Here is a 21913-nt window from a genome sequence, read left to right on the forward strand (position 1 = left end):
CGACGCTCAACGATTGGCCGACTGCAGCAGTTGCGTGCGTCTGACTTCGCCCTGACGCGCCAGCATCCAGCCTGGATATTCCGGCGGCAGCGCGCTGACCTTGTCGAGCGCCGCGAGCTCATCCGCCGTGAGGCGCACCGAAGTGGCCGCGAGATTGTCCTCGAGCTGTTCGACGCGCTTCGCGCCGATGATGACCGTCGTCACGACCTTCTGGTGCAGTAGCCATGCAAGGGCGATCTGCGCGACCGATACGCCCTTCGCTTCGGCGATGCCGCGCATTGCGTCGATACAGTCGTAGCCGCGCTCGAGATCGACGGGCGGGAAGTCGAACGTCGTGCGCCGGCTTCCTTCTTCGGCTTTCACGTTGCGTCCGTATTTCCCCGAGAGCAGCCCACCCGCGAGCGGGCTCCAGACCATTAACCCCACGCCTTCGCTCTGCAGCAACGGGACGATCTCACGCTCGAGATCGCGGCCCGCGATCGTGTAGTACGCCTGCAACGATTCGAAGCGCGCGAGGCCGAGCCGCTCGGAAATGCCGAGTGCCTTCATGATTTGCCATGCCGCCCAGTTCGATACGCCGATATAGCGGACATGGCCCTGCTGAACGAGCGAGTCCAGCGCGCGCAGTGTCTCTTCGATCGGCGTCGCGGGGTCGAAGCCGTGCACCTGATACAGATCGACGTAATCGAGCTGCAAACGCCGCAGGCTCGCCTTGACGGACTCCATGATATGAAAGCGCGAGAGGCCGCGCGAGTTGACCGCTTTCGTGCCGGTTTCGCCGAAGACCTTCGTGGCGACGACCACGTTTTCACGTGGCACCTTGAGGTTCTTCAGTGCCGTGCCCGTGATCGTTTCCGAGAGACCTCCGGAATAGACGTTCGCCGTATCGATGAAATTGATGCCGCCATCAATGGCGCGGCCGATCAATGTGTCGGCCTCCGTCTGCTGCAACTTGCCGATATGCTCCCAAACCGCGCCTTCTCCGCCGAATGTCATCGTGCCGAGACACAGCTCGGAAACGAAAAGCCCTGTGGAACCGAATTTTGCATAACGCATGACTCAACTCCCTCCATTACGCATTCGTGCCAAATGTCGCCGTCGCCGCGCGCCGATCTCGCGGATGGAACCCAATGCCTGCGCGCCCTTTCGTCAACAGCAAATGCCGGGCGCTGGATCACACTGAGCCGTCGGCGCACGGTCGACCGGAGCGCAAAGTATGGACCCGCGGTTGCCTCGATCCGATACCCAATCGTCTCGCATTCATGCCTGTTCCTCTGCGCTCAGCGAGAATCGGTGCGGCCGGTCCCGCGGGAATAAACCGCGGCGGCAGCTGTTTGTCATCGAAGAGTCGAGCGCGCGATGGCGTGCGATCCGGCGCTCGCCGCGAAAATCAACGACGCTCACGCACTCAACGCTTGCTGCAGTTCGTCCATGCTGAACGGCTTGCGAATCGCACGCCATTCGAACGGCAACGAAGCGCCATCGATTGACATCGGCTCCCCTGACGTGAACACGATGCGCATGCCATTCGCCGCGTTCGCGGCGCTTCTCGCGAGATCGATCCCCGACATGTCCGGCAAACGGATGTCCGCGAGCAAAGCATCGAAATGCATGGTGGCGATCGCATCGAGCGCCTCGTGCGCGCTGGCGGCCTTATGCGGGTCATGCCCGAGCAGGCGCAAGATCTCGGCGACGGCATCGAGCGAGCCGGGCTCGTCGTCGACGACGAGCACGCGCAGCGAATCGGCTGCGGGACGGCTCAGCGATGTCGACGCCGCAGCCGCGGCGATCGGTTCGAAGGCGGCCGCAAGGTCCGGGGTGCCGCCCCGGCCGAGCACTTGGCGAATCTTGTGCGAAAGCTCCTCGCGGCCATACGGCTTAGATAGCAACGCGACGCCGCGATCCAGCCGCCCGCCGTGCACGACCGAGTTGTGGGTATAGCCCGACGTGAAGAGCACCTTCATGGTGGGCCGCAGCAGCTGCGCCTGACGGACCATTTCCGTACTCGTCATCGGGCCTGGCATGACGACGTCGGTAAACAACAAGTCGACGTACACACCGCTACGAATGATCGTCAACGCGGCCTCCGGACTATCGGCCTGGAGGACCTTGTAGCCGAGCGCGGCCAGCATTTCGATGGTGGTCGCCCGGACCTTGTCGTCATCCTCCACGACGAGCACCGTCTCACTGCCGAGCATCACCGGGACCATTTCGTTCGTCTGCTGCGTCACCTCTTCGGCGTCAGTCGAGCGCGGCAGATAGAGCTTGACGGTCGTGCCGTGGCCCACTTCACTATAGATCTTGATATGCCCGCCGCTTTGCTTGACGAATCCATACGCCATGCTCAGACCGAGGCCGCTGCCGCTGCCTTCAGGCTTCGTCGTGAAAAACGGATCGAACGCGCGCTCGGCGACATCGGTCGGCATGCCGGTGCCGGTATCGGTCACGGCGATCATGACGTACTGCCCCGCCGGCACGTCCGAAGTTGACGCGACATATCGATCGTCGAGCACGGCGTTCAGAAGCTCGATCGTGAGGTGACCGCCCTCCGGCATCGCATCGCGCGCATTGATGACGAGATTCAGGATCACGTTCTCGAGCTGGTGGGTATCGACAAACGTATTCCACAGTCCACCCGAAACGACGGTCTCCAGTTCGACACGCTCGCCGAGCGCGTGACGCAGCATGTCGTCCATCCCGGCCATGACGCGCGACAAGTTGACTACCGTCGGCTGCAACGGTTGCCGGCGACCGAACGCGAGCAGCTGCGACGCCAGCTTCGCCCCGCGCTCGAGCGCTTCGAGCGCGTTGTCGATGCGCTGAGCACTCGACACGTCGCGCGCAGCCTGAGCGCGCAACAGCTCGAGGTTGCCTCGAATCACCTGCAGCACGTTGTTGAAGTCATGCGCGACGCCGCCGGTCAGCTTGCCGATGGCCTCCATCTTTTGCGATTGAAACAGCTGAGCCCGAGTGTGTTCGAGCTGCTCGGCCGCTTTGCGTCGCTCGGTGATGTCACGCGTCACCTTCGCGAACCCGAGCAGCGTCCCCTCCTCGTTGCGAATCGCGTCGATGATGACGTGCGCAAAGAAGCGGCTGCCGTCGCGCCGCACGCGCCACCCTTCGGCTTCGAAACGCCCCTCGCGCGCGGCGGTTTCGAGTCCCCGCTGCGGCACGCCGGCTGCCCGGTCCTCGGGGGTATAGAAGCGCGAAAAGTGCGAGCCGATAATTTCTTCGGCGGTGTAGCCTTTGATGCGGCGAGCGCCCGGGTTCCAGTTCGTGATATATCCTTCGGGCGACAGCATGAAGATCGCGTAGTCGGTCACGCCCTGGACGAGCAGGCGGAAGCGCCTTTCGCTCTCGACGACGGCTTCGTGCGCGGCGCGCTTGTCGCTCACGTCGCGTACCACTTTGGCGAAGCCGATCGTTTTGCCGTCCCGATCGTCGAGCCGCGTCATGATGACATTCGCCCAAAACGACGAACCGTCCTTGCGCAATCGCCAGCCTTCGAGCTCGTGGCGGCCCGTGGCAAGCGCCGACGCGAGCACCGCTTGCGGTACGCCGGCGGCGCGATCGTCGCGGGTATAGAACACCGAAAAATGACGGCCGATGATTTCATCCGGCCGGTAGCGATGAATGTGCTCACCGCCTGCGTTCCACGTGAGCACGATGCCCGTGGGGCTCAGCAAGGCGACGCAATAGTCGATCGTCGCCTTCTCCCAAATCGAAAGCCACTCGCTTGCAGCCGGAATGCCAAGAGGCGAATGCGACACGTGACCTCCAAACTAGTCCTGTTCGGCCGCTGGCTCCGCGCGTGCCCGCGCGGTCCAGCCGTTCAGCGGCCGCCGTTCCCGACCAATCGCCACCGACGATGCGCTCGCGAATAGGTCAGGCGAAACGCGCGACCGCGGGGTAGTGCTGAGATCAGTAGGAGTGCTAATCTTACCTCGACATCGGGGCAGGCCCTCAAATCCGACGTCCGACACGCAACGTTCGAGGACGCGGATGCTGTGTAAACATACAGCATCCCGGGGTCACCTGGGGCGTCGATGTATCTACGCCCCGTTTTCAATGCCAGGCCGCTGTGTCCTTTTCAGCGAGCCGCCTCTTGAAACGCGGCACCCGCCGACACCTTCGATACCAGGCTGACGGCCGCGGACGAACCGCCATGCAGCGCGATCCATCGGCTCGTCGAGCATGCGGCCTTCGCATACAGGTGGTTGTCGTTGAGCGCGCGTCGGTTCCATTCGAATACGCCGACGGGCAATGGCTCGGCAGCCGGAACGAGGCAACGATCTCCCGCACTGGAGGGCGCGAGATAACGCAGGTCGTCGGACGCGTACATCGCGATGCCCTCGTTGAACCAGATCGGCACGGCACCGCGCAGCACGCCCAGCGCGCCGATGCGATGATTGAGCTCGTTCATCGAGAGCTCGTGCGCGGCAATGACGGCATCGCTGCCGAGCGGCGACAGGATCGCCACGCGATCGAACACCGACATCCCCCGGCGACGCCCGCCTCCGATACGTCGAAAGCAATTGTCGGTCGTGCAGACCAGCACTTTCGGAGCCGCGCCGAGCGTGCCCCAGAACCTTTGTACACGCTGCCGGCCTTCCGCCACGACGGCTACGAGCCGCGCCCGCTCCTCGGGACTCGCTCCCCTCTCGATGAACGTGCGATCGGCCGCATATTCGAAGCCATAGCAGGAAGGACACACCGCTGCCGCGGCCGCAGGCAGGGCAAACGCCAGGGCGACGCCGCAAGCCGCAGCCAAAACGATCAAGCTGGCGGCGCCTAGGCGGGTCACCTTCATGAACCGAGATTTCATTACGAGGCCCTCTTCTTATTGAACGCCGTGGAACCGTGCTGCCAATGATAGGGCAGTCGCCACACCCACGCTTTACATGCGGCTTACAGCTCGGCTGGATTTTTGTCGTTTATGCTGCTGCATGCAGCCGGGCGATTGCGTTGAGAATTAAATCGCCTGGCTCATAGCTTTCGCAATCCCGCTCGAAAGCCGCCATTGCTATTCGTGGCGCTGGCGAGGTCCCCCATTCAACGAGTCTGGAAAAAAAATGAGCGATGAGGTGACAATCAGGCGTGTTCACGCGAACGAGGCACCGGACTACGCCGAAGCGCTGGCCGATGTGCTGGTCGACTGCGTCGAGGGTGGCGCATCAGTCAGCTTCATGCTGCCTATTTCACGCGAGACGGCACTGGCGTTCTGGCGCAATGTTGCTGAAGGCGTCGCGCGCGGCGAGCGCGCATTGCTGATCGCGGAAGACGAACACGGGGATATCGTGGGGACCGTCCAACTCGTTCTTGCTCAGCCCGAAAACCAGCCGCACCGAGCCGATGTCGCAAAAATGCTAGTGCATCGAAAGGCGCGCAGGCGGGCAATCGCGCAGCGCCTGATGCGCGCACTCGAAGACGTTGCGCGCGAGGAAGGCAAGTCGGTACTGGTGCTCGATACCGTAACGGACGGCGACGCGGAACGTCTCTATCAACGAGCTGGATGGCAACGCGTGGGCGTTGTGCCGAAGTACGCGCTGATGCCGGACGGCGCGTTCTGCGCAACGACGTTCTATTACAAGCATGTCTGATTAGCGTACCGCGGCTCCCCCGCGGTGCGATGGCGCAAAGAGCCGCAGTCCGCTGGCGATACTGGCCGCGCCCGAGAACACCGCACCAGTCGCCAGCGCGAGCGTCGGTCCGTGGCGGCCCGCGATACTGAAGCAAAGCGCCACTAGCGCGGCGCCCGTGGTCTGCCCGAGCAGCCGGCCCGTGCCGATCATGCCGCTCGCGCCTCCCCTACGCTCGGGCGGCGCGCTCGACATGATCGCTTTCAGGTTCGGCGATTGAAAAAAGCCGAATCCGGCGCCGCATATGGCCATCCGCAAGGCAATGGCGTGAACGGAGGGATAGGCGGGCAACAGTGCGAGCGACGCCATGCCGATACCGAGAATGGCGAGCCCGATCGCACCGAGCAACCCCGGCGGGTAGCGATCGGAAAGGCGTCCGGCGATCGGTGCGGCGAGCGCGACGACGACGGGCCACGGCGTCATGAGAAAACCCGTCTCGACCTGGCTGCGGTGGAGGATGTCCTCTAAGAAGAACGGCAATGAGACGAACGCGAGGCCCTGCGCGGCAAAGGAGCAGATCGCCGTCACGATGGAAAGCGCGAAGACCGGACGCTTGAAGAGGTCGACCGGAAGCATCGGCGCCGGGTGACCGGCCTCCCGGCGCACGAGCAGCGCGCCGAAAACTACGGCGACCGCCGCGGCGATCAGCACCCGCGACGTGGGCTCACGATGCGCCGCTTCGCCGAGCGCGAATATCAACGATGAAAATGCCACCACGTTGAACACCCCAGCCACCGGATCGAATGCATGCTTGCCGCGCTTCGTCCGCGGCAACGCGGGCAGCGCCAACGCGAGCGCCGCGATACCGAGCGGCACGTTAACCGCGAACAGCCACGCCCATGAGGCCACCGAGAGAATCATCGACGCGACCGTCGGGCCGACCGCAAACGACACGCCGACCGTGCACGCATTCATGCCCATCCCTCGGCCCAGGCGGCTCGGCGGGTAGAGACAGCCGATCAGCGCGGCGTTGACGCTCATGATCGCGCTGGCGCCCAGACCTTGCACGATGCGGGCGGCCGTGAGCATCGGCAGCGTGGAGACCATGGCGCACGCGAGCGACGCGGCGGTGAATACGACGATGCCGCTGATATAGACGCGGCGATGCCCGATGATTTCGCCGAGCGCGGCGAGGGGGAGCATCGTCGCGACGAGCGCGAGTTGATAGGCGTTGATGATCCACACCGAGGCCGCCGGCGTGGCATGAAGATCAGAGGCGATCGCGGGCAAGGCTGTATTGGCGATTGCCGTGTCGATCGTTGCAAGCGCAACGGTCAACTGGATCGCTGCCATACCCCAGCGGCTTTTGCCCGATATCGGTGCATCGATGTCGGACGTCGCAGCGTCGGTGGTCGGTGTGTCGGACAAGGCTAGCTCGCGGACGGTTTGCCACGACGAGGGCGCGTTTGCAACGCGCCCTCGTCATAGGGCCAAACGGCGGGTGCATTTCGGAAAGCTTTCGATGGGCGAGTCATCGAAATGCCCGTCCAGCGAAAGGATGCGATTGTTGCAGAAGTTCGGCATCCCTGCAGCGAACGCCGCAAACACGCGACGGCGGTGTGCTGCCCGTTTTTTTTTTACCCCGATTGCAGCGGCTAGTCGCCCCGCCGCCGTCAGCGAGATATTTTTTCCAGCTGCAATCCGCTGGTCCTCGGCCCGAACGCGCCGATCGTCACGACTACAATGGCCATCGATCCCGCGATCAGCGCGAAGACACCGGTGACGCCGAAGTCTTTCAGGAAAAACGCGATCATGAAACCGGAAAACATGGCACTGACTCGGCTCGCCGAATAGACCATACCGATCGCCCGTGCGCGCACGCGAGTCGGAAACAGCTCCGCCTGGTACGTCCGATATGAGAATGTCATGCAGTTGCTGAGCAGCGTCATGAGAACGCCGAATGCAATCAGCACGGCGCGCTCGTGCTGCTGCGAAAACGCGATACCGACGACGGCAATGAGCCCCGCCGATATACAAACGATCCATTTACGCTCGATACGATCCGCGAACAAGGTGGCGACTAGCGGCCCAAGCGGATTCGCGATCGCAATGATGAATGAATACATGAGGCTATGCGTAACGGTAATGCCTTTCGCGACGAGCAGAGTCGGCACCCAGCTCGCAAAGCCGTAATAGCCGATCGATTGAAAGAAGTTGAATACGGTCAGCATGACGGCCCGCCTCCTATAAGGCGGCATCCAGATCTCACGAAAGCTCCCGCGCCCGTCGCCGCGCACTCGCACCGCTGCCTCGGGCTCTGACAGAGCCCTTCCTTGCGTGCGTTCGACCTTGCGCTCGAGTTTCGTCAAGATGGCATCGGCTTCATCGAGGCGGCCTTTCTGCACGAGCCAGCGTGGACTTTCAGGCAGACCCAGTCGAATGAACCACACGGCGACGGCACCGACGCAGCCCGTGAGCACGACCCAGCGCCAACCGTCGAGACCCGCGATCTGTAACGGCACGAGTCTCCAGGCGAGAAACGCGAGAACAGGCACCGACGTGTATTGGACAGCCTGCATGAATGCATACGCACGCCCTCGAACGCTCGCGGGCACGAGCTCGGACACATAGGCGTCGATCGTGACGAGTTCCGCCCCCACGCCTATCCCGGCCATGACACGCCAGAAGACAATCGCGTAAGGAGTCGTCTGAAACGACATGATGGCGGCGCAGGCGGTGTACCAGAGCAGCGCCACGACGAACACCTTTCGGCGCCCATATTTGTCGGCGACGAACGCTACGCCGAACGTGCCGACGAAAAGGCCCAGAAACAGCGCACCGACGAACGCGCCGAGTCCCGTCAGGTCGAAGAATGACGAAGTGGTCCTCGTAAACAGGCCCGCCTTGACTAGCCCCGGACTGATGTAGGCGGTAAGAAACATGTCGTAGATCTCGAACCAGGCGCCCATCGCGAGCATGCCCACCATTGCCCAGACCGGGCGACTTGCGGGAATTCGGTCGAGCCTTGCACTGATCCGTGCTGCGCGAGCCAACGCTGCGTCGCTTCGCGCCGGCTCGAGTTCGAGTGCCGGATCGGCGGAAATGCGGCGCTGCGAAGCTGTACTTCGCCCTTCGGCATCGAAAGCGCCCAGACCAGCCGGTTCATTCATCATCAGTCTCCTTGGCATTCGCAAAGAAGCGAATGCGATGTGCGGCGGCGCTGACGCCGCCTCTCTCTCGAACCATCACCGTTCTGTTTGGCAGAACATCGTTTCTCCCAACAAAATAATAGGCTCGCCCTCGGCAGCGGTAAACGTGGTGGTTTACCCGATCCCTTCGCAGTAGCAACGGCGATATTATTAGAACGTCGTTCTGTTCGGCAGAATCAACTACCTCCCTCTTTGCCGCCGCGTTAGCCCAATGCGCGGCGACAAAACAGCAAGGAAGCGAAATGAAGTTACCGTTGCATGGCATACGCGTTCTGGATCTTTCCAACGTGCTCGCCGGCCCGTTTTGCGGCTATCAGCTCTCGCTGATGGGCGCGGAAGTCATCAAGATCGAGGTGCCTGGCGAAGGGGACCTTGCACGCCGCCTCGGTGCGGACCCTCAGGCCGCCGCGCGACGAATGGGCGCATCGTTCGTCGCCGTCAACGCGGGTAAGCAGTCGGTCACACTGAATCTGAAGGATCCGCGCGGGCGCGAAATTCTGATGCGCATGGTCGGGGAATCCGACGTATTGCTCGAGAACTTCCGCCCAGGCGTCATGGACCGTCTCGAACTGAGCTACGACGTGCTGAAAGCCATCAACCCGCGCATCGTCTACTGCGCGATCTCGGGATTCGGCAAAGACGGGCCGCTAGCCGATCGCCCCGCCTACGATCAAATCATTCAGGGGATGTCGGGCGCCATGAGCGTGACGGGCGATGAGCATTCCGCCCCTTTGCGCGTCGGATTTCCGATCAGCGACACGGTCGGCGGCATCACGGCCGCCTTTGCGATCGCCGCTGCGCTCGTCGATGCGGTACGAACCGGCGCGGGCCGGATGATCGACGTATCGATGCTCGAATCGACGCTCGCAGCGATGGGCTGGGTCGTGTCGAACTTCCTGAACGCTGGCGTCAAGCCCGCCCCGATGGGCAATCAGAACTTCACGGCCGCCCCCTCCGGTACATTCAGGACCGGGGACGGCCTCATCAACATCGCGGCGAACGAGGATAAGCAGTTCGCTTCGCTGTGCCGCATCGTCGGCCATCCGGAATGGCTCGGCGATCCGCGTTTCAACGACCGCCACGCGCGTAAAACGCATCGCACCGAATTGACCGGGGCTCTCGAAGCGGCGCTCGCGAGCCGCTCGGCCGCGGCCTGGGAACAGGAGCTGGTTGACGCCGGCGTTCCAGCCGGCCTCGTTCTCGACGTGCCCGCAATTCTTGCGCACGAGCAAATCGAAACGCGCCGGTTCGTGACGCGCTTCGACGAAGAAGGGCAAAGCGTCACGCGCGCGGGCTTCCGGTTATCCGACGCGGAAGTCGCGCCGCAATCGCCGGCGCCTCGACTGGCGCAACACACGCGCGCATGGCTCGAGCGCCTGGGCTACGACGCTAGCGCGATCGAAACCTTGCATACGGAAGGAGTCGTGTAATGCCTGCCACTTCGAACTCGCCGGACTACGGCCAGCTTGGCGCCGACTATTGGCGAACCGACATCATCGATATCGAGCCTGGCCGAATTCATGTACGTGGATACCCTATTCAGGAATTGATCGGGAAGCTAAGTTTCCCCGACATGGTTTGGCTCATGCTGCGCGGCGAACTCCCCACCGCAGAGCAATCGAGCCTCCTCGAAGCGGCGCTGGTCGCGTCGGTCGATCACGGGCCGCACGCACCGTCGATCGCGATTTCACGGATGGCGATCAGCTGCGGTTTGCCGCTGAACGGCGCAATGGCTTCCGCGTTGAACACGCTCGACGATGTCCATGGCGGCGCGGGCCAGCAAGCGGTGGAACTGCTCGAACGGATCAGGGAACGCACGACCCGCGATATACCGCTCGAAGAAGCGGTCGTCGCATGCATCGACGAGTTCATCGAGGCCCACGGCAAATATGTGCCGGGGTTCGGCCATCGCTTTCATCCCGTCGATCCACGGGCGGGCAAGCTGCTGGAGATGGTCGATGACGCGAGAGCGAGCGGCGCCGTGCCGGGCGATTATGCGCGCATCGCTCGCGCAATCGAGGCGCTGCTCGCCGCTCGAAAGGGCAAGCCGATCCCGATGAACATCGACGGCGCCACCGCTGTCATCTATGCCGAGCTCGGATTCGCGCCGGAACTGGCGCGCGGGATTTTTTGCCTGTCTCGCGCGGTCGGCATTCTCTCGCATGCATGGGAGCAGCGCGGACGCGGCGAACGCAACAAGGGGCCGATGCCGCGCCAAATGCCATATCGATACACCGGTCCCGCAACGCGTCATTTGGAGCATGGCCAATGAGCTGGTATCCGGCACCGCGGACAATCGAAACGCATCTTCACACAGCATTGCCCGAGGGACTGAGGCGCCACGAGGCCTCCGAGTGGTCGCGCGCGAACAAGGGTGGCGCAGCCATCGATTCCTTTCTCGAAGGACCATGCTTCGACCCGGAAGGCAACCTTTTCGTCGTCGACATCCCTCACGGCCGAATATTTCGCGTCTCGCCGCAACTGGAATGGGATATCGTCGCCCATTACGACGGCGAGCCGAACGGACTCGCGTGGCATCCCGACGGTCGTCTGCTCATTGCCGATTACAAGAACGGCATTCTCGAGCTCGACCCCGCACGCGGCGACGTGAGGCCCATCGTCACGAGGCGCAACAGCGAGCGCTTTAAAGGCCCGAACGACCTGGTCGTGGCCTCGAACGGCGACATCTACTTTACCGATCAAGGTCAGACGGGCCTCCACGATCCGACTGGCCGCGTCTACCGCTTGGGCCCGGACGGCAGGCTCGACTGTCTGCTCGCGAATGGTCCGAGCCCGAACGGCCTCGTGCTAAGTCCCGACGAAAAAGTCCTCTTCGTCGCGATGACGCGCGACAACGCGGTGTGGCGCCTGCCGCTGCTGCCCGACGGCAGCACGAGCAAGGTGGGACGCTTCGCCTCGTTCCACGGCGTAAGCGGACCCGATGGCTTGACGATCGACAGCGAAGGCAATCTGTTCGTCGCTCACGCCTCGCTCGGCGCCGTGTTCGCGTTGAATCCACATGGCGAAGGAATCGCCAAGATCGAATCATGCGCCGGCCGCACCATTACCAACGTGACATTCGGCGGCCGGCAGCACGCCACGCTGTTCATCACGGATTCCAGCACGGGCTCGATCCTGTATGCCGACTGGCATATCGCGGGTGCTCGCGCGCCGATAGGCGCGTAAAATGGCGTTCTGTCAGACATAACGCATGGAGCAGGCACCGCGGATCCGGTTCGTCGTGCAACCGTGTCGAGCGCCAGCCGCTCCCGCCTTGCCTCGTATGGTCAATCCCAAGAAAACAATAGCCGGCGCCGAGCCTGCGACGAGCGGTTCGGCTTCCCCGGACGGTGTCGCCGCGCTCGACCGCGCGTTTGCGATCCTGTTTGCGTTTCAGCCCGACGACAAAGGCCTGTCGCTTGCCGAGCTCGCCAATCGAACCGGCCTCTACAAGAGCACGATCCTGCGATTGATGGCGTCTCTCATCCACCACGGCATGATGTTGCGCTCCGACGACGGCCGCTATTACATCGGACCGGCCACACTGCGGCTCAGCGCGCTTTATCAGCGCAGCATGCAGCTTGCCGATATCGTTCTTCCGCTGATGCGCACACTTCGCGATGAAAGCGGAGAAAGCGTCTCGTTCTACGTGCGACAAAAGAACGTCCGCGTTTGTCTGCACCGTGTCGATTCCACGCATGCGGTTCGAGATCACGTCCGCGAGGGCGACGTACTGCCGATGGACAAAGGATCGGGGGGCCGTGTCCTAAACGCGTTCGGCGGAGGTCGCGGAGAGCTGTTCGAACGAATCCGGCGTGCCGGCTATTACATGTCGATTGGCGAGCGCGATGCGGAGACGGCCGGCATTTCCGCCCCCGTGTTTTCCGCGGCACAACCGGTTGCAGGCGCGTTCACGCTGGCTGGCCCGCGCTCGCGTGTCGATGAGATGCTGATGATGCGGATGCGCCGGCCGCTGCTCGAGGCCGCCATTACGGCAAGCGAGATGTTGGGCGGCGATGCCTCGCCGTTGAGCGCGGCGCTCGCCATGCTCAAGTCCGAGCAACGCGGGCGAAAGGGGGCGTGAGCCAGCGCCTATTGGACGGCCAAGCCCCAAGCGCCGCGAGCGGCGTCGTCCACTAGCGCTCACCGAGCAATCTCGCCGAGGCGACTCGCCGGGCGTCGGCGAGCGCCGTTTCACGCCAAGCTTGCAGCCTTCTCCAAGCGAAACACCCCCACTGCGCGCTTGAGCAACGCAGCCTGATCGTCGAGCGACGCAGCCGCCGCGGCCGCCTCCTCGACGAGCGCCGCGTTCTGCTGCGAGACCTGATCCATTTGCGACACGGCGATGCCGACCTGCTCGATGCCGTCGCTTTGCTGACCCGACGCGCTGGCAATCTCGTCCATGATCGCCGCCACCTTCGCGATCGCTTCCTTGATTTCTTGCATCGTGTGCCCCGCCGTATCGACTAGCTTGGCTCCGGCATCGACGCGCGCTACCGAATCGCCGATCAGTTCCTTGATCTCCTTGGCGGCGGCACCAGCCCGCTGAGCAAGCGAGCGAACCTCCCCGGCCACGACGGCGAAACCCCGGCCTTGCTCGCCGGCCCGCGCCGCTTCGACTGCCGCGTTCAACGCCAGAATGTTCGTCTGAAAGGCGATGCCCTCGATCACGCCCGTGATATCGGCGATCTTCTTCGAGGCTGCGTCGATTCCGTTCATCGTCTCCACGACGCTTTCGACCACCGCGGCCCCGCGCGCCACGACATCGTTTGCGCCGCCTGACAACGTTTGCGCGTTTACGGCATTGTCGGTGTTGTGCTTGACCGTCGCCGTGAGCTCTTCCATGCTGGCAGCCGTTTGCTGCAGCGACGCCGCCTGCTCTTCGGTACGTTGAGACAGGTCGCTGTTGCCGGCGGCGATCTCCCTCGTTGCCGCGGCGATCGATTCGGCACTGCGCGTCACTTGCCGGACCGTTTCGGTCAACGATGTTTGCATCGCCATCAGGCCTTTGACGAGCTGCCCCATTTCATCATCGGATCGCACCTCCAATCGCTCGCTCAAGTCGCCCGCGGCGATTCGCTGCATTTGCGCAAGGACATTCGCGAGCGGCCGTGCGATCGAGCGGTTGAGCGCCACGGCGCAGATCGCGCAGACGATGAGGCCCGCCGCGAGAAGCACGCCGCCGATCGCCTGAACCGCCCCCGAACGCACCTTCGCCGCCGTGAATGCTTCGTTGCCGTGCTGGTTTTGCCAGGCAGCGAGCGCGTCGGAGCTTTTGGTCAATGCGACCGACAGCGGCGGCACGCCCTTCATCGCGATGTCGTCCGCGCTCGGGTGGTCTCCTTTCCTCATCGCATCGATCATCGGCATGATCGCCTTGTCAATCAGCGCCGAACGCGCGGTGCCGACCGCATCGGCCAGCGCCTGCTCGTCGACGCTATGCGGTTGCGAAGCGTATTCATTCCATGCGCGATTGGAGATCGAAAGATAGTTGAGAGCCTTGTCGATCAGGGTTGCCGTGTCGGGCGCCTCGGGGTGAAGCAGGACGCGATCGAGCGTGGTTCGTACGATCGTGAGGTTCAAGTTGGCCTTGCCGATCGCAATCGCCGCGCTGAGCTGATTCGAATACGCGTAATTGAGGTCTTGGTCGGAGCGTCGCGTGCCGTATACGCCGAGCACTCCGATTGCTATGAGCATCGCGCCGAGGACGGCCATCGTCAGCCACAGACGCGCGGAAATGGAGAGACGTCTAAACATTTGAAAGGGTGCCGATAGGTATGTGGAAAATTCTCGCCTCGCCCAATGTCGATAGACAGAGGCCACCAATACCGTTAACGGCACCCTCCCGTCGGACTTGAGCCGTGCGATCGAGCGTGCTTTCTTTTTCGGGCCGATCGCGATTCAGAGCGATCGTCCCGCGCCGATCGGACGCTGGCTTGCATCTTCCTCGGGCGACTCCACTTCCGCCGCGTCGAGCGCTCCCCGCTCGAGCATCGTTCGCGCTTGCTCCATGTCGATGGCCTTTTCCCATCGGGCGACGACGATCGTCGCGACACCGTTGCCGATCAGATTCGTCACGGCGCGCGCCTCGTTCAGGAAGCGATCGACACCGAGCAACAGAACCAGGCCCGATACGGGGATCTTTTGCATCGATGCGAGGGTCGCGGCGAGCGCGACGAACCCCGCGCCCGCCACGCCAGCGGAGCCTTTCGAAGTGAACAGCAGCACGCCGAGCACGAGCAGTTGGTCCCATAGGCTCAGATGAATGTTCATCGCCTGAGCGATGAAGATCGCGGCCATCGTCAGATAGATCGCGGTGCCGTCCGCGTTGAACGTGTAGCCGGTCGGCAAGACCATGCCGACGACGGGGCGCGAGCACCCGAGCTTCTCGAGCTTGATGAGCATCTGCGGCAAAACGGCCTCGGTTGAAGCCGTCCCGAACGTGACGAAGATTTCGTCCTTGATGTAGCGCAGGAATTTCCACAGCGACAATCCGCTCAGACGCATCACGCTGCCCAGCACGACGACGATGAACGCGATCGTCGTCAGATAGAGGCTCAACATCAGCTCGCCGAACGAAGCCAGCGTGCCGATGCCATATTTGGCGACGGTGAATGCCATCCCCCCGAACGCGCCTATCGGCGCGACATAAATGACGATCCGCACCACGCCGAACATCGCCTGCAAAAACATGTCGAGCATGTCGACGAAAGGTGCCGTGCGTGGGCCGAGCTTCGCGAGCGCAATGGCGAACAGCACCGAGAAGAAGATCACCTGCAGCATTTCACCGTTGGCGAATGCGCCGACGACGCTGTTCGGCACGATATTCATGAAGAAATCGAGCGTCGTATGCTGGTGCGCGGAATGCGTATAGGCGCTGATCGCCGCCTTGTCGATATGGGCGGGATCGACATTCATTCCGCTGCCCGGATGCACGAGATTGACGACGACGAGCCCGATTGCGAGCGCGATCGTCGATGCGAATTCGAAGTAGAGAATCGCTTTGACACCCACTCGCCCGGCCGAATGGATGTCGTTCATCCGCGCGATGCCGACGACCACCGACGCGAAGATGATAGGCGCGAGCAGCATCCGAATGAGCTTGATGAAGAGATCGCCAAGCGGTTTGGCTTCGGTGCCCAGATCGGGAAAGCAATGCCCGACGACGACGCCGGCGATGATGCCGATCAAGACCTGAACGTAGAGTCTCGACAGGTACTTCCTTATCGTTGAAACCCGCATGGCTGTCTCCATTCCTTGCGTATTCGTTCTGTTCGCGCAGGCCGGGTGCGCCGCGATCGTTTTATGCCGAGAGTTTTTGCATTTCGGCGTAGAGGTCCGCCTTGCCTTCGAAGCCGACGCCGGGCAGGTCCGGCATCGTGATGTAGCCGTTGTCGACCTTGACGCCGTCGGGAAAGCCGCCATAAGGCTGGAACAAGTCGGGGTAGGACTCGTTGCCGCCGAGGCCGAGACCCGCGGCAATGTTCAGCGACATTTGATGGCCACCGTGCGGAATGCAGCGGCTCGGCGACCAGCCGTGCTGGCGCAGCATCTCGAGCGTCCGCAGATATTCGACGAGGCCATAGCTGAGCGCACAGTCGAACTGGAGCCAATCGCGGTCGGGCCGCATGCCGCCGTAGCGAATGAGATTGCGAGCGTCCTGCATCGAGAACAGATCTTCCCCCGTCGCCATCGGATTCGCGTAGTAGTTGCGCAGCGTCGCCTGCAGTTCGAAATCGAGCGGATCGCCCGGCTCTTCGTACCAGAAGAGGTCGTATCGCGAGAGCGCCTTGGCGTACTGGATCGCCGTGTCGAGATCGAAGCGGCCGTTCGCGTCGACCGCGAGCTTTTGCCCATCGCCGAGCACGCTCAGGATCGAATCGATGCGACGCAGGTCCTCGTCGAGCGACGCCCCGCCGATCTTCTTCTTGACGACCGTATACCCACGGTCGATATAGCTGCGCATTTCGTCTTTGAGCTTCCCATGATCCTGGCCTGGGTAGTAATAGCCACCGGCCGCGTAGACGAAAACCTTCCGGTTCGGCTGGCCGTTGCCATAACGATCGGCCAGCAACTGAAAGAGCGGCTTGCCTTCGATCTTCGCGACGGCGTCCCAGATGGCCATATCGATCGTGCCGATCGCGACTGAACGCTCGCCGTGGCCACCCGGCTTCTCGTTCTTGAACATCGTCGCCCAGATCTTGTGAGGATCGAGGTTGTCGCGCTCGTCATCGACGAGCGAAGCGGGATCCGCCTCCATCAGGCGCGGAATGAATCGCTCGCGCATGAGCGTTCCCTGTCCGTAGCGACCGTTCGAGTTGAAGCCGTAACCGATCACCGGCTTGCCGTCGCGGATCACGTCGGTGATCACGGCGACGAGACTCAGCGTCATCTTGCTGAAATCGATGTAGGCATTGCGAATGGACGAGCTGATCGGAACGGTCTTCTCGCGGATTTCGACGATTCTCATAGGGTCTCCGTTGCATCGCGCATCACCGCCGCGAAGCGGCATCCAGCGCCAAGAGCCGCTAGATTATTCGCCGATAGCGGCGTTATGATTCACCGAAACTCACTTCTTTATTAACTTTCAGTGAAGACGGAAGTCGCTTCTCAGCTCGAATTCTTCGTGCTGCTCGCACGCCATGGCAGCCTTGCGGCGGCGGCCCGAGCGCTCGATCTGACGCCGCCCGCCGCCACGAAACGGCTGTCGCAACTGGAAGCGAGGCTCGGGGTGCGGCTCGTGAACCGCACCACGCGCCACATCAGCCTGACGTCGGAAGGCGAGACCTACCTGCATCACGCCACGCGGATCCTCGCCGAGATTCGGGAGATGGAAGACGCCGTATCGTCGAGCCACTCGGTCCCGAAGGGCCTGCTGCGCGTCAACGCCACGCTCGGCTTCGGGCGTACGACGATCGCGCCGATCGTCTCGTCGTTTGCGAAGCGATACCCGCACGTGGAGGTGCAGCTCGACGTGACCGATCGCCCGGTCGATCTCGTCGAAAGCGGCATCGACCTCGCCATCCGCTTCGGCGAGCTTCCTGACAAGAGGCTCAACGCGCGACGTGTCATGTCGAATCGCAGGTTTCTATGCGCATCGCCTCGCTACCTCGAAAAACATGGGACGCCCACGAGCCTCGCCGACCTTGCCCGGCATACGTGCATCCTTCATCGCCAGAACGACGATGCGTACGGCGTCTGGCGTCTCGCGCACAACGGGCGAATCGAATCGGTGAAGGTGCATGGCATGCTTTCCAGCAACGATGGCGACATCGTGCTCGGCTGGGCGCTCGAAGGCCACGGCATCCTCGTGCGCTCGGAATGGGACCTCGCGAAATATCTGGAAAGCGGGAGGCTGCGCGTGGTATTGCCGGAATTCGTGCAGCCCTCGGCCGATCTCTTCGTCTACTACCCGAACAAACGCAATCAGTCCGCACGAGCGAGAGCGTTCATCGATTTCCTGATCGAGCACTTCAAAGGCGGGCCCGCGGACGCGTCGTAGACATGGCTTCGGCAGCGCCGCGCCGCCCTGCCTCGAGCACGGCGTACGGACCGGCAAATCGGCGAGAGCAGGGAACGACGTCTAAAAGGCGCCGCCTGAAAGGGCATGCAGCCAGCGCGCGAGATGACCGACGCGCGTCACCCATAACGGCCGCGCAACCCAGCATGCGGCCGCCCACGCGAGGGCGACGACGAGCAGGTCACAGCGTCCACTCTTCCACCAGTTCAGGGAATGGCGTTTCCAAATCCACGGCACACCGAGCGGGTTCGGCCAATCCGCTAGCAGATGCATGAATCCGCCGCAGGCAAAGCCGAAGAGCGGCGCCGCTAGCGGTTGCGCGCGGCCGAGCGAGTGATAGGAAAAAGCGAGCACGACTGCCCAGCCGAGCCCCCAATGCGTTGCGGTGCGATGCGTGATCCAGAGCCGTCGCGAGCGGCTCCACCAGGCGATTTCGAGCCAATCGGGCGCTGTACCGCCGGCGATGCCGGCCACGAACGCAGCCAGGATTCCGAGGTGCCATGGGCCCGCCGCGCCAGCTTGCGCGACGAGGACGGCTGCAATCGTTCCCGCGGCCCAACCGGTTGCGTGATGTGCTGCGTGTGATGCCATACCGATGATGTGCCTTACTACGACGCTAATCGGTCATCGCGCTCGCTACCGCTCCGACTCGGCATACACGCGGCTCTCGACGCGCCGCACCGCCGCCGCTGCGCTTGCCCGCTGCACGTAGAGCGAAAGCGCCCAGATGCCGATCCCGCCAAGGGCGAGCAACGCGCCGACCCATCCGGGCGACGTCCATCCGAATCCGCCGGCGATCGCGAGACCGCCGAGAAACGGACCGAGCGCATTGGCCGTGTTGAACGCCGAATGATTGAGCGCCGCGGCCAGCCCCTGCGCGTCTTCGGCGACATCCATGAGCCGCGTCTGCAGCACCGTGCCGAGTGCCCCGCCGATGCCGATCAGGAATACGACGATTGTGATCGTCCACACGTTATGGGCGGCAAGCGGAAAGAGCAGCAGCATGACGGCGCTCCAAAGCAGCAGCAAGCCTGCGGTGCGCATCAATGCGCGATCCGCGAACACCGGGATGACGACGTTGCCGATCGTCATGCCCACGCCGAATAGGCTCAGAATCAGGCCGGTGACCGCAACGGAAACATGCGTGACCGATGCGAGGATGTCGGCGAGATAGGTGTAGACGGCGAAAAGACCGCCGAAGCCGATCGCGCCGATGCCGAGCGTCAGCCAAACTTGCGGGCGCCGCAACGCGCCCAATTCGCGCAGCGGGCTCGCCTCGGCCGATGCGGGCACCGAAGGCGCCCACAGCCGAACGCAGGTCATCGTCAGGACTCCTAACGAGGCGGCGAAGCCGAAACTCCAGCGCCAGCCGATCGCATGCCCTAGCCAATTCGACAGTGGCACGCCAACGATGGTCGCAAATGTCAGCCCGAGGAACATGCGGCCGACGGCAACGGTGCGTCGATCCTCGGGCACGAGAGAAGTCGCGACGAGCGCGGCGATGCCGAAATACGCGCCGTGCGGCAACCCGGTCAAGAAGCGGAAGACGAGTAGCCATTCGTAGCTTGGCGCAAGGCCGCTCAACGTGTTCCCGATGGCGAACATCGCCATGAGCGCGATCAACAACGTCCGCCGATCGAGCCGGGCACCGATCACCGCGAGCGCCGGGGCACCGACGACAACGCCGAGCGCATAGGCGCTGATCGCGTGGCCGGCCGTCGGCGCGTCGATGCCCAGGCCTTGCGCGAACAAGGGCAACAAGCTCATCGTCGCGAACTCCGTCGTACCGATCGCGAACCCGCCCACCGCCAGTGCAAAAAGCACCAGCCCCGTTTTTTTTCCCGTCCCTACCTGGTGCATCAGTTCGCTCGCCGATTCGTCGATGAATTCGTCTTTTCGAAACGGCGATTCTACTGGCATTAGGGAAACCACGTATTCGCGCCCTACATATTCTCCGTCACCTCATGCTGTGTCGCGCGCGCGTCGATCCATGCAAGCGTCTCTTCGAGCACCTCGTCGGCAAGCTTCGGATCATCCGCTAGCCTTGCGAGAATCAGTCCGCCCACCATCGCCGACCAGCTTCCGATCGCCTCCCTACGCGCAATCACAGGATCGACATGTGCCATGCTTGCGGCGACCCGCTCGATCCGCTCGCGCAGCGCCCGTGTCACGACGGCGCGCGCCTCCGGCGTCTGCCGTACCGTTTCGCCGCCAAGCGCGGCAACAGGGCAACCGCAGGCAAGATCATCGCGATGCGCCGGCGACAGGTACTTCGCCGCGTATCGGACAACTTCCGTGTCGCTGGCCGCCGCCCGCTCGAAGACGTGCGCGAGCGCGTGCGCGATCAGGTCGTCCTTCGACTTGAAATAACCATAGAAGCCGCCGTGCGTGAGCCCAGCGGCCTTCATGACATCGGCGACCGTGACCGACTCATAGCCTTTGGCGCGAAACAGATCACTCGCGGCGTCCAGAATTTTCTGCCGGTTCTCAGCAACTTGCTCTCGACTGACCTTCACGTTTCCTCCCTGAACTGACGCTTGACATTATACATGATGCTCATCATCATTAGCGCATACATGATGACAATCATGTAAACAAACTTTCTTCGGAGAACTGAATGTCCACGAAACCTGCCGTCCTCGTGACGGGCGCCTCCACCGGCATCGGCGCCATCTATGCCGACCGTTTCGCCAAGCGCGGCCACGACCTTGTGCTCGTTGCACGAAACGTCGAGCGTATGGAAGAACTTGCAGCGCGATTGCGAGCGGAGAACCGCATCGCGATCGACATCGTAAAAGCGGATCTGGCCGAAGCCGCCGACGTGGCGAAAGTGGAAACGCGGTTGCGCGCAGACACGCGCATCGGCGTGCTGATCAACAACGCGGGCACGACATTGCCGGGCACGTTTCTCGATCAAGCGCCCGAAGACGTTGCACGGCTCATCGCCCTCAATACGACGGCGCCCGCGCGCCTCGCCGCCGCAGTCGCACCGCGTTTCGTCGCGGCGGGCTCGGGCGCCATCGTCAATATCGCTTCGGTCGTCGGCTTGATTCCGGAGTTCGGCTCGACCGTCTATGGCGCGACGAAAGCCTTCATCACGTTTCTCTCACAAGGCTTGCAGCTCGAGCTCGGCGCGAAAGGTGTCTATGTGCAGGCGGTGTTGCCCGCCGCGACGAGGACCGAAATCTGGTCGCACAGCGGCAAGGACGTGGACACGATGCCCGGCGTCATGGAAGTTGAAGAACTCGTCGATGCGGCGCTCGTCGGCTTCGATCGCCGCGAGGCCATTACGATTCCGCCGCTGCCTGACGCTGGGCAATGGGAGGCATATCAGGCCGCGCGGCTAGCGATGATGCCGAACTTCGGGCAATCGCATGCGGCTGAGCGGTATCGAACTGCAGGATAAGCGCAACGCCTCCGCGGTCGGCGAGACCCACCGAATCTACCCCTAGGCAGCTTTCGCGCTGCCTTCCTGACCTCACCGGCATCGACGGGCGACGGGGAAGACTGCAGCCCTTCCCGCGTCAACTTCTTGTCACCTTCGTTGATACGTTATATCATCGCGCTCCATCGTTGATACGTTATATCATTTCCCTTGGTTTCGA

The 21913-nt window shown here is 62.8% G+C and carries 18 protein-coding genes; 7 read left to right on the forward strand and 11 right to left on the reverse strand.

Features of this window, described 5'->3' with window-relative positions; translation table 11 throughout:
• Positions 1–6: 6 nt before the first annotated feature.
• From C9I57_RS01760 to C9I57_RS01770, 3 genes are all read right to left on the reverse strand, one after another.
• Positions 7–1056 carry an aldo/keto reductase gene (locus C9I57_RS01760; RefSeq protein ID WP_107148914.1) on the reverse strand — a complete coding sequence of 350 codons (1050 nt, stop codon included), beginning with the start codon at positions 1054–1056 and terminating at the stop codon, positions 7–9.
• A gap of 344 nt (positions 1057–1400) precedes the next feature.
• Positions 1401–3770, reverse strand: a complete 2370-nt coding sequence (locus C9I57_RS01765; RefSeq protein ID WP_107148915.1) for a hybrid sensor histidine kinase/response regulator — start codon at positions 3768–3770, stop codon at positions 1401–1403.
• 320 nt (positions 3771–4090) lie between these two features.
• Positions 4091–4810 carry a hypothetical protein gene (locus tag C9I57_RS01770; protein WP_107148916.1) on the reverse strand — a complete coding sequence of 240 codons (720 nt, stop codon included), beginning with the start codon at positions 4808–4810 and terminating at the stop codon, positions 4091–4093.
• A 262-nt stretch (positions 4811–5072) separates the two neighbouring features.
• Here C9I57_RS01770 and C9I57_RS01775 point away from each other — a divergent pair, with 262 nt between their 5' ends.
• Positions 5073–5600 (forward strand): GNAT family N-acetyltransferase, encoded by a 528-nt coding sequence (locus tag C9I57_RS01775; RefSeq protein WP_107148917.1) that lies wholly within the window; start codon positions 5073–5075, stop codon positions 5598–5600.
• Here the strand turns inward: C9I57_RS01775 and C9I57_RS01780 are convergent, their stop codons facing one another.
• Together C9I57_RS01780 and C9I57_RS01785 are read right to left on the reverse strand one after the other, a co-directional pair.
• On the reverse strand, positions 5601–6932 hold the full coding sequence (locus C9I57_RS01780) for an MFS transporter (RefSeq protein ID WP_440130173.1): 1332 nt from the start codon (positions 6930–6932) through the stop codon (positions 5601–5603).
• Between the two features lie 320 nt (positions 6933–7252).
• Positions 7253–8752: an MFS transporter gene (locus C9I57_RS01785; RefSeq protein ID WP_219909848.1), complete on the reverse strand. Its 1500-nt coding sequence runs from the start codon at positions 8750–8752 to the stop codon at positions 7253–7255.
• A gap of 278 nt (positions 8753–9030) precedes the next feature.
• On the opposite strand from C9I57_RS01785, the gene C9I57_RS01790 reads away from it, so the two are divergent.
• The 4 genes from C9I57_RS01790 to C9I57_RS01805 all read left to right on the forward strand — a co-directional run bounded on the left by C9I57_RS01790 (position 9031) and on the right by C9I57_RS01805 (position 12872).
• Positions 9031–10218 carry a CaiB/BaiF CoA transferase family protein gene (locus tag C9I57_RS01790; protein WP_107148919.1) on the forward strand — a complete coding sequence of 396 codons (1188 nt, stop codon included), beginning with the start codon at positions 9031–9033 and terminating at the stop codon, positions 10216–10218.
• Positions 10218–11060, forward strand: a complete 843-nt coding sequence (locus C9I57_RS01795; protein WP_107148920.1) for a citryl-CoA lyase — start codon at positions 10218–10220, stop codon at positions 11058–11060. The genes C9I57_RS01790 and C9I57_RS01795 overlap by 1 nt, the downstream gene beginning before the upstream one ends.
• Positions 11057–11974, forward strand: a complete 918-nt coding sequence (locus C9I57_RS01800) for an SMP-30/gluconolactonase/LRE family protein (RefSeq protein ID WP_107148921.1) — start codon at positions 11057–11059, stop codon at positions 11972–11974. The genes C9I57_RS01795 and C9I57_RS01800 overlap by 4 nt, the downstream gene beginning before the upstream one ends.
• A 97-nt stretch (positions 11975–12071) precedes the next feature.
• Entirely contained in the window at positions 12072–12872 is an 801-nt protein-coding gene (locus C9I57_RS01805) for an IclR family transcriptional regulator (RefSeq protein WP_107148922.1), read from the forward strand.
• A 110-nt stretch (positions 12873–12982) separates the two neighbouring features.
• On the opposite strand, the gene C9I57_RS01810 is transcribed toward C9I57_RS01805, so the two are convergent.
• From C9I57_RS01810 to C9I57_RS01820, 3 genes are all read right to left on the reverse strand, one after another.
• A complete protein-coding gene (locus tag C9I57_RS01810) occupies positions 12983–14545 on the reverse strand; it encodes a methyl-accepting chemotaxis protein (protein WP_107148923.1) in 1563 nt (520 codons plus the stop codon).
• 144 nt (positions 14546–14689) lie between these two features.
• Positions 14690–16030, reverse strand: a complete 1341-nt coding sequence (dctA, locus tag C9I57_RS01815) for a C4-dicarboxylate transporter DctA (protein ID WP_107149243.1) — start codon at positions 16028–16030, stop codon at positions 14690–14692.
• Positions 16031–16091: 61 nt separating this feature from the next.
• A complete protein-coding gene (locus C9I57_RS01820; protein ID WP_107148924.1) occupies positions 16092–17258 on the reverse strand; it encodes a mandelate racemase/muconate lactonizing enzyme family protein in 1167 nt (388 codons plus the stop codon).
• A 120-nt stretch (positions 17259–17378) separates the two neighbouring features.
• Here C9I57_RS01820 and C9I57_RS01825 point away from each other — a divergent pair, with 120 nt between their 5' ends.
• On the forward strand, positions 17379–18290 hold the full coding sequence (locus C9I57_RS01825; protein WP_107148925.1) for a LysR substrate-binding domain-containing protein: 912 nt from the start codon (positions 17379–17381) through the stop codon (positions 18288–18290).
• An 81-nt stretch (positions 18291–18371) separates the two neighbouring features.
• Here the strand turns inward: C9I57_RS01825 and C9I57_RS01830 are convergent, their stop codons facing one another.
• The 3 genes from C9I57_RS01830 to C9I57_RS01840 all read right to left on the reverse strand — a co-directional run bounded on the left by C9I57_RS01830 (position 18372) and on the right by C9I57_RS01840 (position 20824).
• The gene (locus tag C9I57_RS01830) at positions 18372–18899 is read right to left on the reverse strand and encodes a metal-dependent hydrolase (RefSeq protein WP_107148926.1); all 528 of its coding nucleotides are present in this window, start codon (positions 18897–18899) and stop codon (positions 18372–18374) included.
• A 45-nt stretch (positions 18900–18944) separates the two neighbouring features.
• Positions 18945–20168 carry an MFS transporter gene (locus tag C9I57_RS01835; RefSeq protein ID WP_107149244.1) on the reverse strand — a complete coding sequence of 408 codons (1224 nt, stop codon included), beginning with the start codon at positions 20166–20168 and terminating at the stop codon, positions 18945–18947.
• Between the two features lie 83 nt (positions 20169–20251).
• A complete protein-coding gene (locus tag C9I57_RS01840; protein WP_107148927.1) occupies positions 20252–20824 on the reverse strand; it encodes a TetR/AcrR family transcriptional regulator in 573 nt (190 codons plus the stop codon).
• Between the two features lie 101 nt (positions 20825–20925).
• On the opposite strand from C9I57_RS01840, the gene C9I57_RS01845 reads away from it, so the two are divergent.
• Positions 20926–21714, forward strand: coding sequence for an SDR family NAD(P)-dependent oxidoreductase (locus tag C9I57_RS01845; protein ID WP_107148928.1), 789 nt, complete (start codon positions 20926–20928; stop codon positions 21712–21714).
• Positions 21715–21913 lie beyond the last annotated feature (199 nt).

Source organism: Trinickia symbiotica (genome assembly GCF_003028655.1).
GTDB lineage: Bacteria > Pseudomonadota > Gammaproteobacteria > Burkholderiales > Burkholderiaceae > Trinickia > Trinickia symbiotica_A.

What these genes read in the sequence shown, in the direction of transcription:
- C9I57_RS01760 (WP_107148914.1), bottom strand. Translation starts at nt 1,056, where the DNA reads ATGCGTTATGCAAAATTCGGTTCCACAGGGCTTTTCGTTTCCGAGCTG.
- C9I57_RS01770 (WP_107148916.1), bottom strand. Translation starts at nt 4,810, where the DNA reads ATGAAGGTGACCCGCCTAGGCGCCGCCAGCTTGATCGTTTTGGCTGCG.
- C9I57_RS01775 (WP_107148917.1), top strand. Translation starts at nt 5,073, where the DNA reads ATGAGCGATGAGGTGACAATCAGGCGTGTTCACGCGAACGAGGCACCG.
- C9I57_RS01780 (WP_440130173.1), bottom strand. Translation starts at nt 6,932, where the DNA reads ATGGCAGCGATCCAGTTGACCGTTGCGCTTGCAACGATCGACACGGCA.
- C9I57_RS01785 (WP_219909848.1), bottom strand. Translation starts at nt 8,752, where the DNA reads ATGATGAATGAACCGGCTGGTCTGGGCGCTTTCGATGCCGAAGGGCGA.
- C9I57_RS01790 (WP_107148919.1), top strand. Translation starts at nt 9,031, where the DNA reads ATGAAGTTACCGTTGCATGGCATACGCGTTCTGGATCTTTCCAACGTG.
- C9I57_RS01795 (WP_107148920.1), top strand. Translation starts at nt 10,218, where the DNA reads ATGCCTGCCACTTCGAACTCGCCGGACTACGGCCAGCTTGGCGCCGAC.
- C9I57_RS01800 (WP_107148921.1), top strand. Translation starts at nt 11,057, where the DNA reads ATGAGCTGGTATCCGGCACCGCGGACAATCGAAACGCATCTTCACACA.
- C9I57_RS01805 (WP_107148922.1), top strand. Translation starts at nt 12,072, where the DNA reads ATGGTCAATCCCAAGAAAACAATAGCCGGCGCCGAGCCTGCGACGAGC.
- C9I57_RS01810 (WP_107148923.1), bottom strand. Translation starts at nt 14,545, where the DNA reads ATGTTTAGACGTCTCTCCATTTCCGCGCGTCTGTGGCTGACGATGGCC.
- dctA (WP_107149243.1), bottom strand. Translation starts at nt 16,030, where the DNA reads ATGCGGGTTTCAACGATAAGGAAGTACCTGTCGAGACTCTACGTTCAG.
- C9I57_RS01820 (WP_107148924.1), bottom strand. Translation starts at nt 17,258, where the DNA reads ATGAGAATCGTCGAAATCCGCGAGAAGACCGTTCCGATCAGCTCGTCC.
- C9I57_RS01830 (WP_107148926.1), bottom strand. Translation starts at nt 18,899, where the DNA reads ATGGCATCACACGCAGCACATCACGCAACCGGTTGGGCCGCGGGAACG.
- C9I57_RS01835 (WP_107149244.1), bottom strand. Translation starts at nt 20,168, where the DNA reads ATGCACCAGGTAGGGACGGGAAAAAAAACGGGGCTGGTGCTTTTTGCA.
- C9I57_RS01845 (WP_107148928.1), top strand. Translation starts at nt 20,926, where the DNA reads ATGTCCACGAAACCTGCCGTCCTCGTGACGGGCGCCTCCACCGGCATC.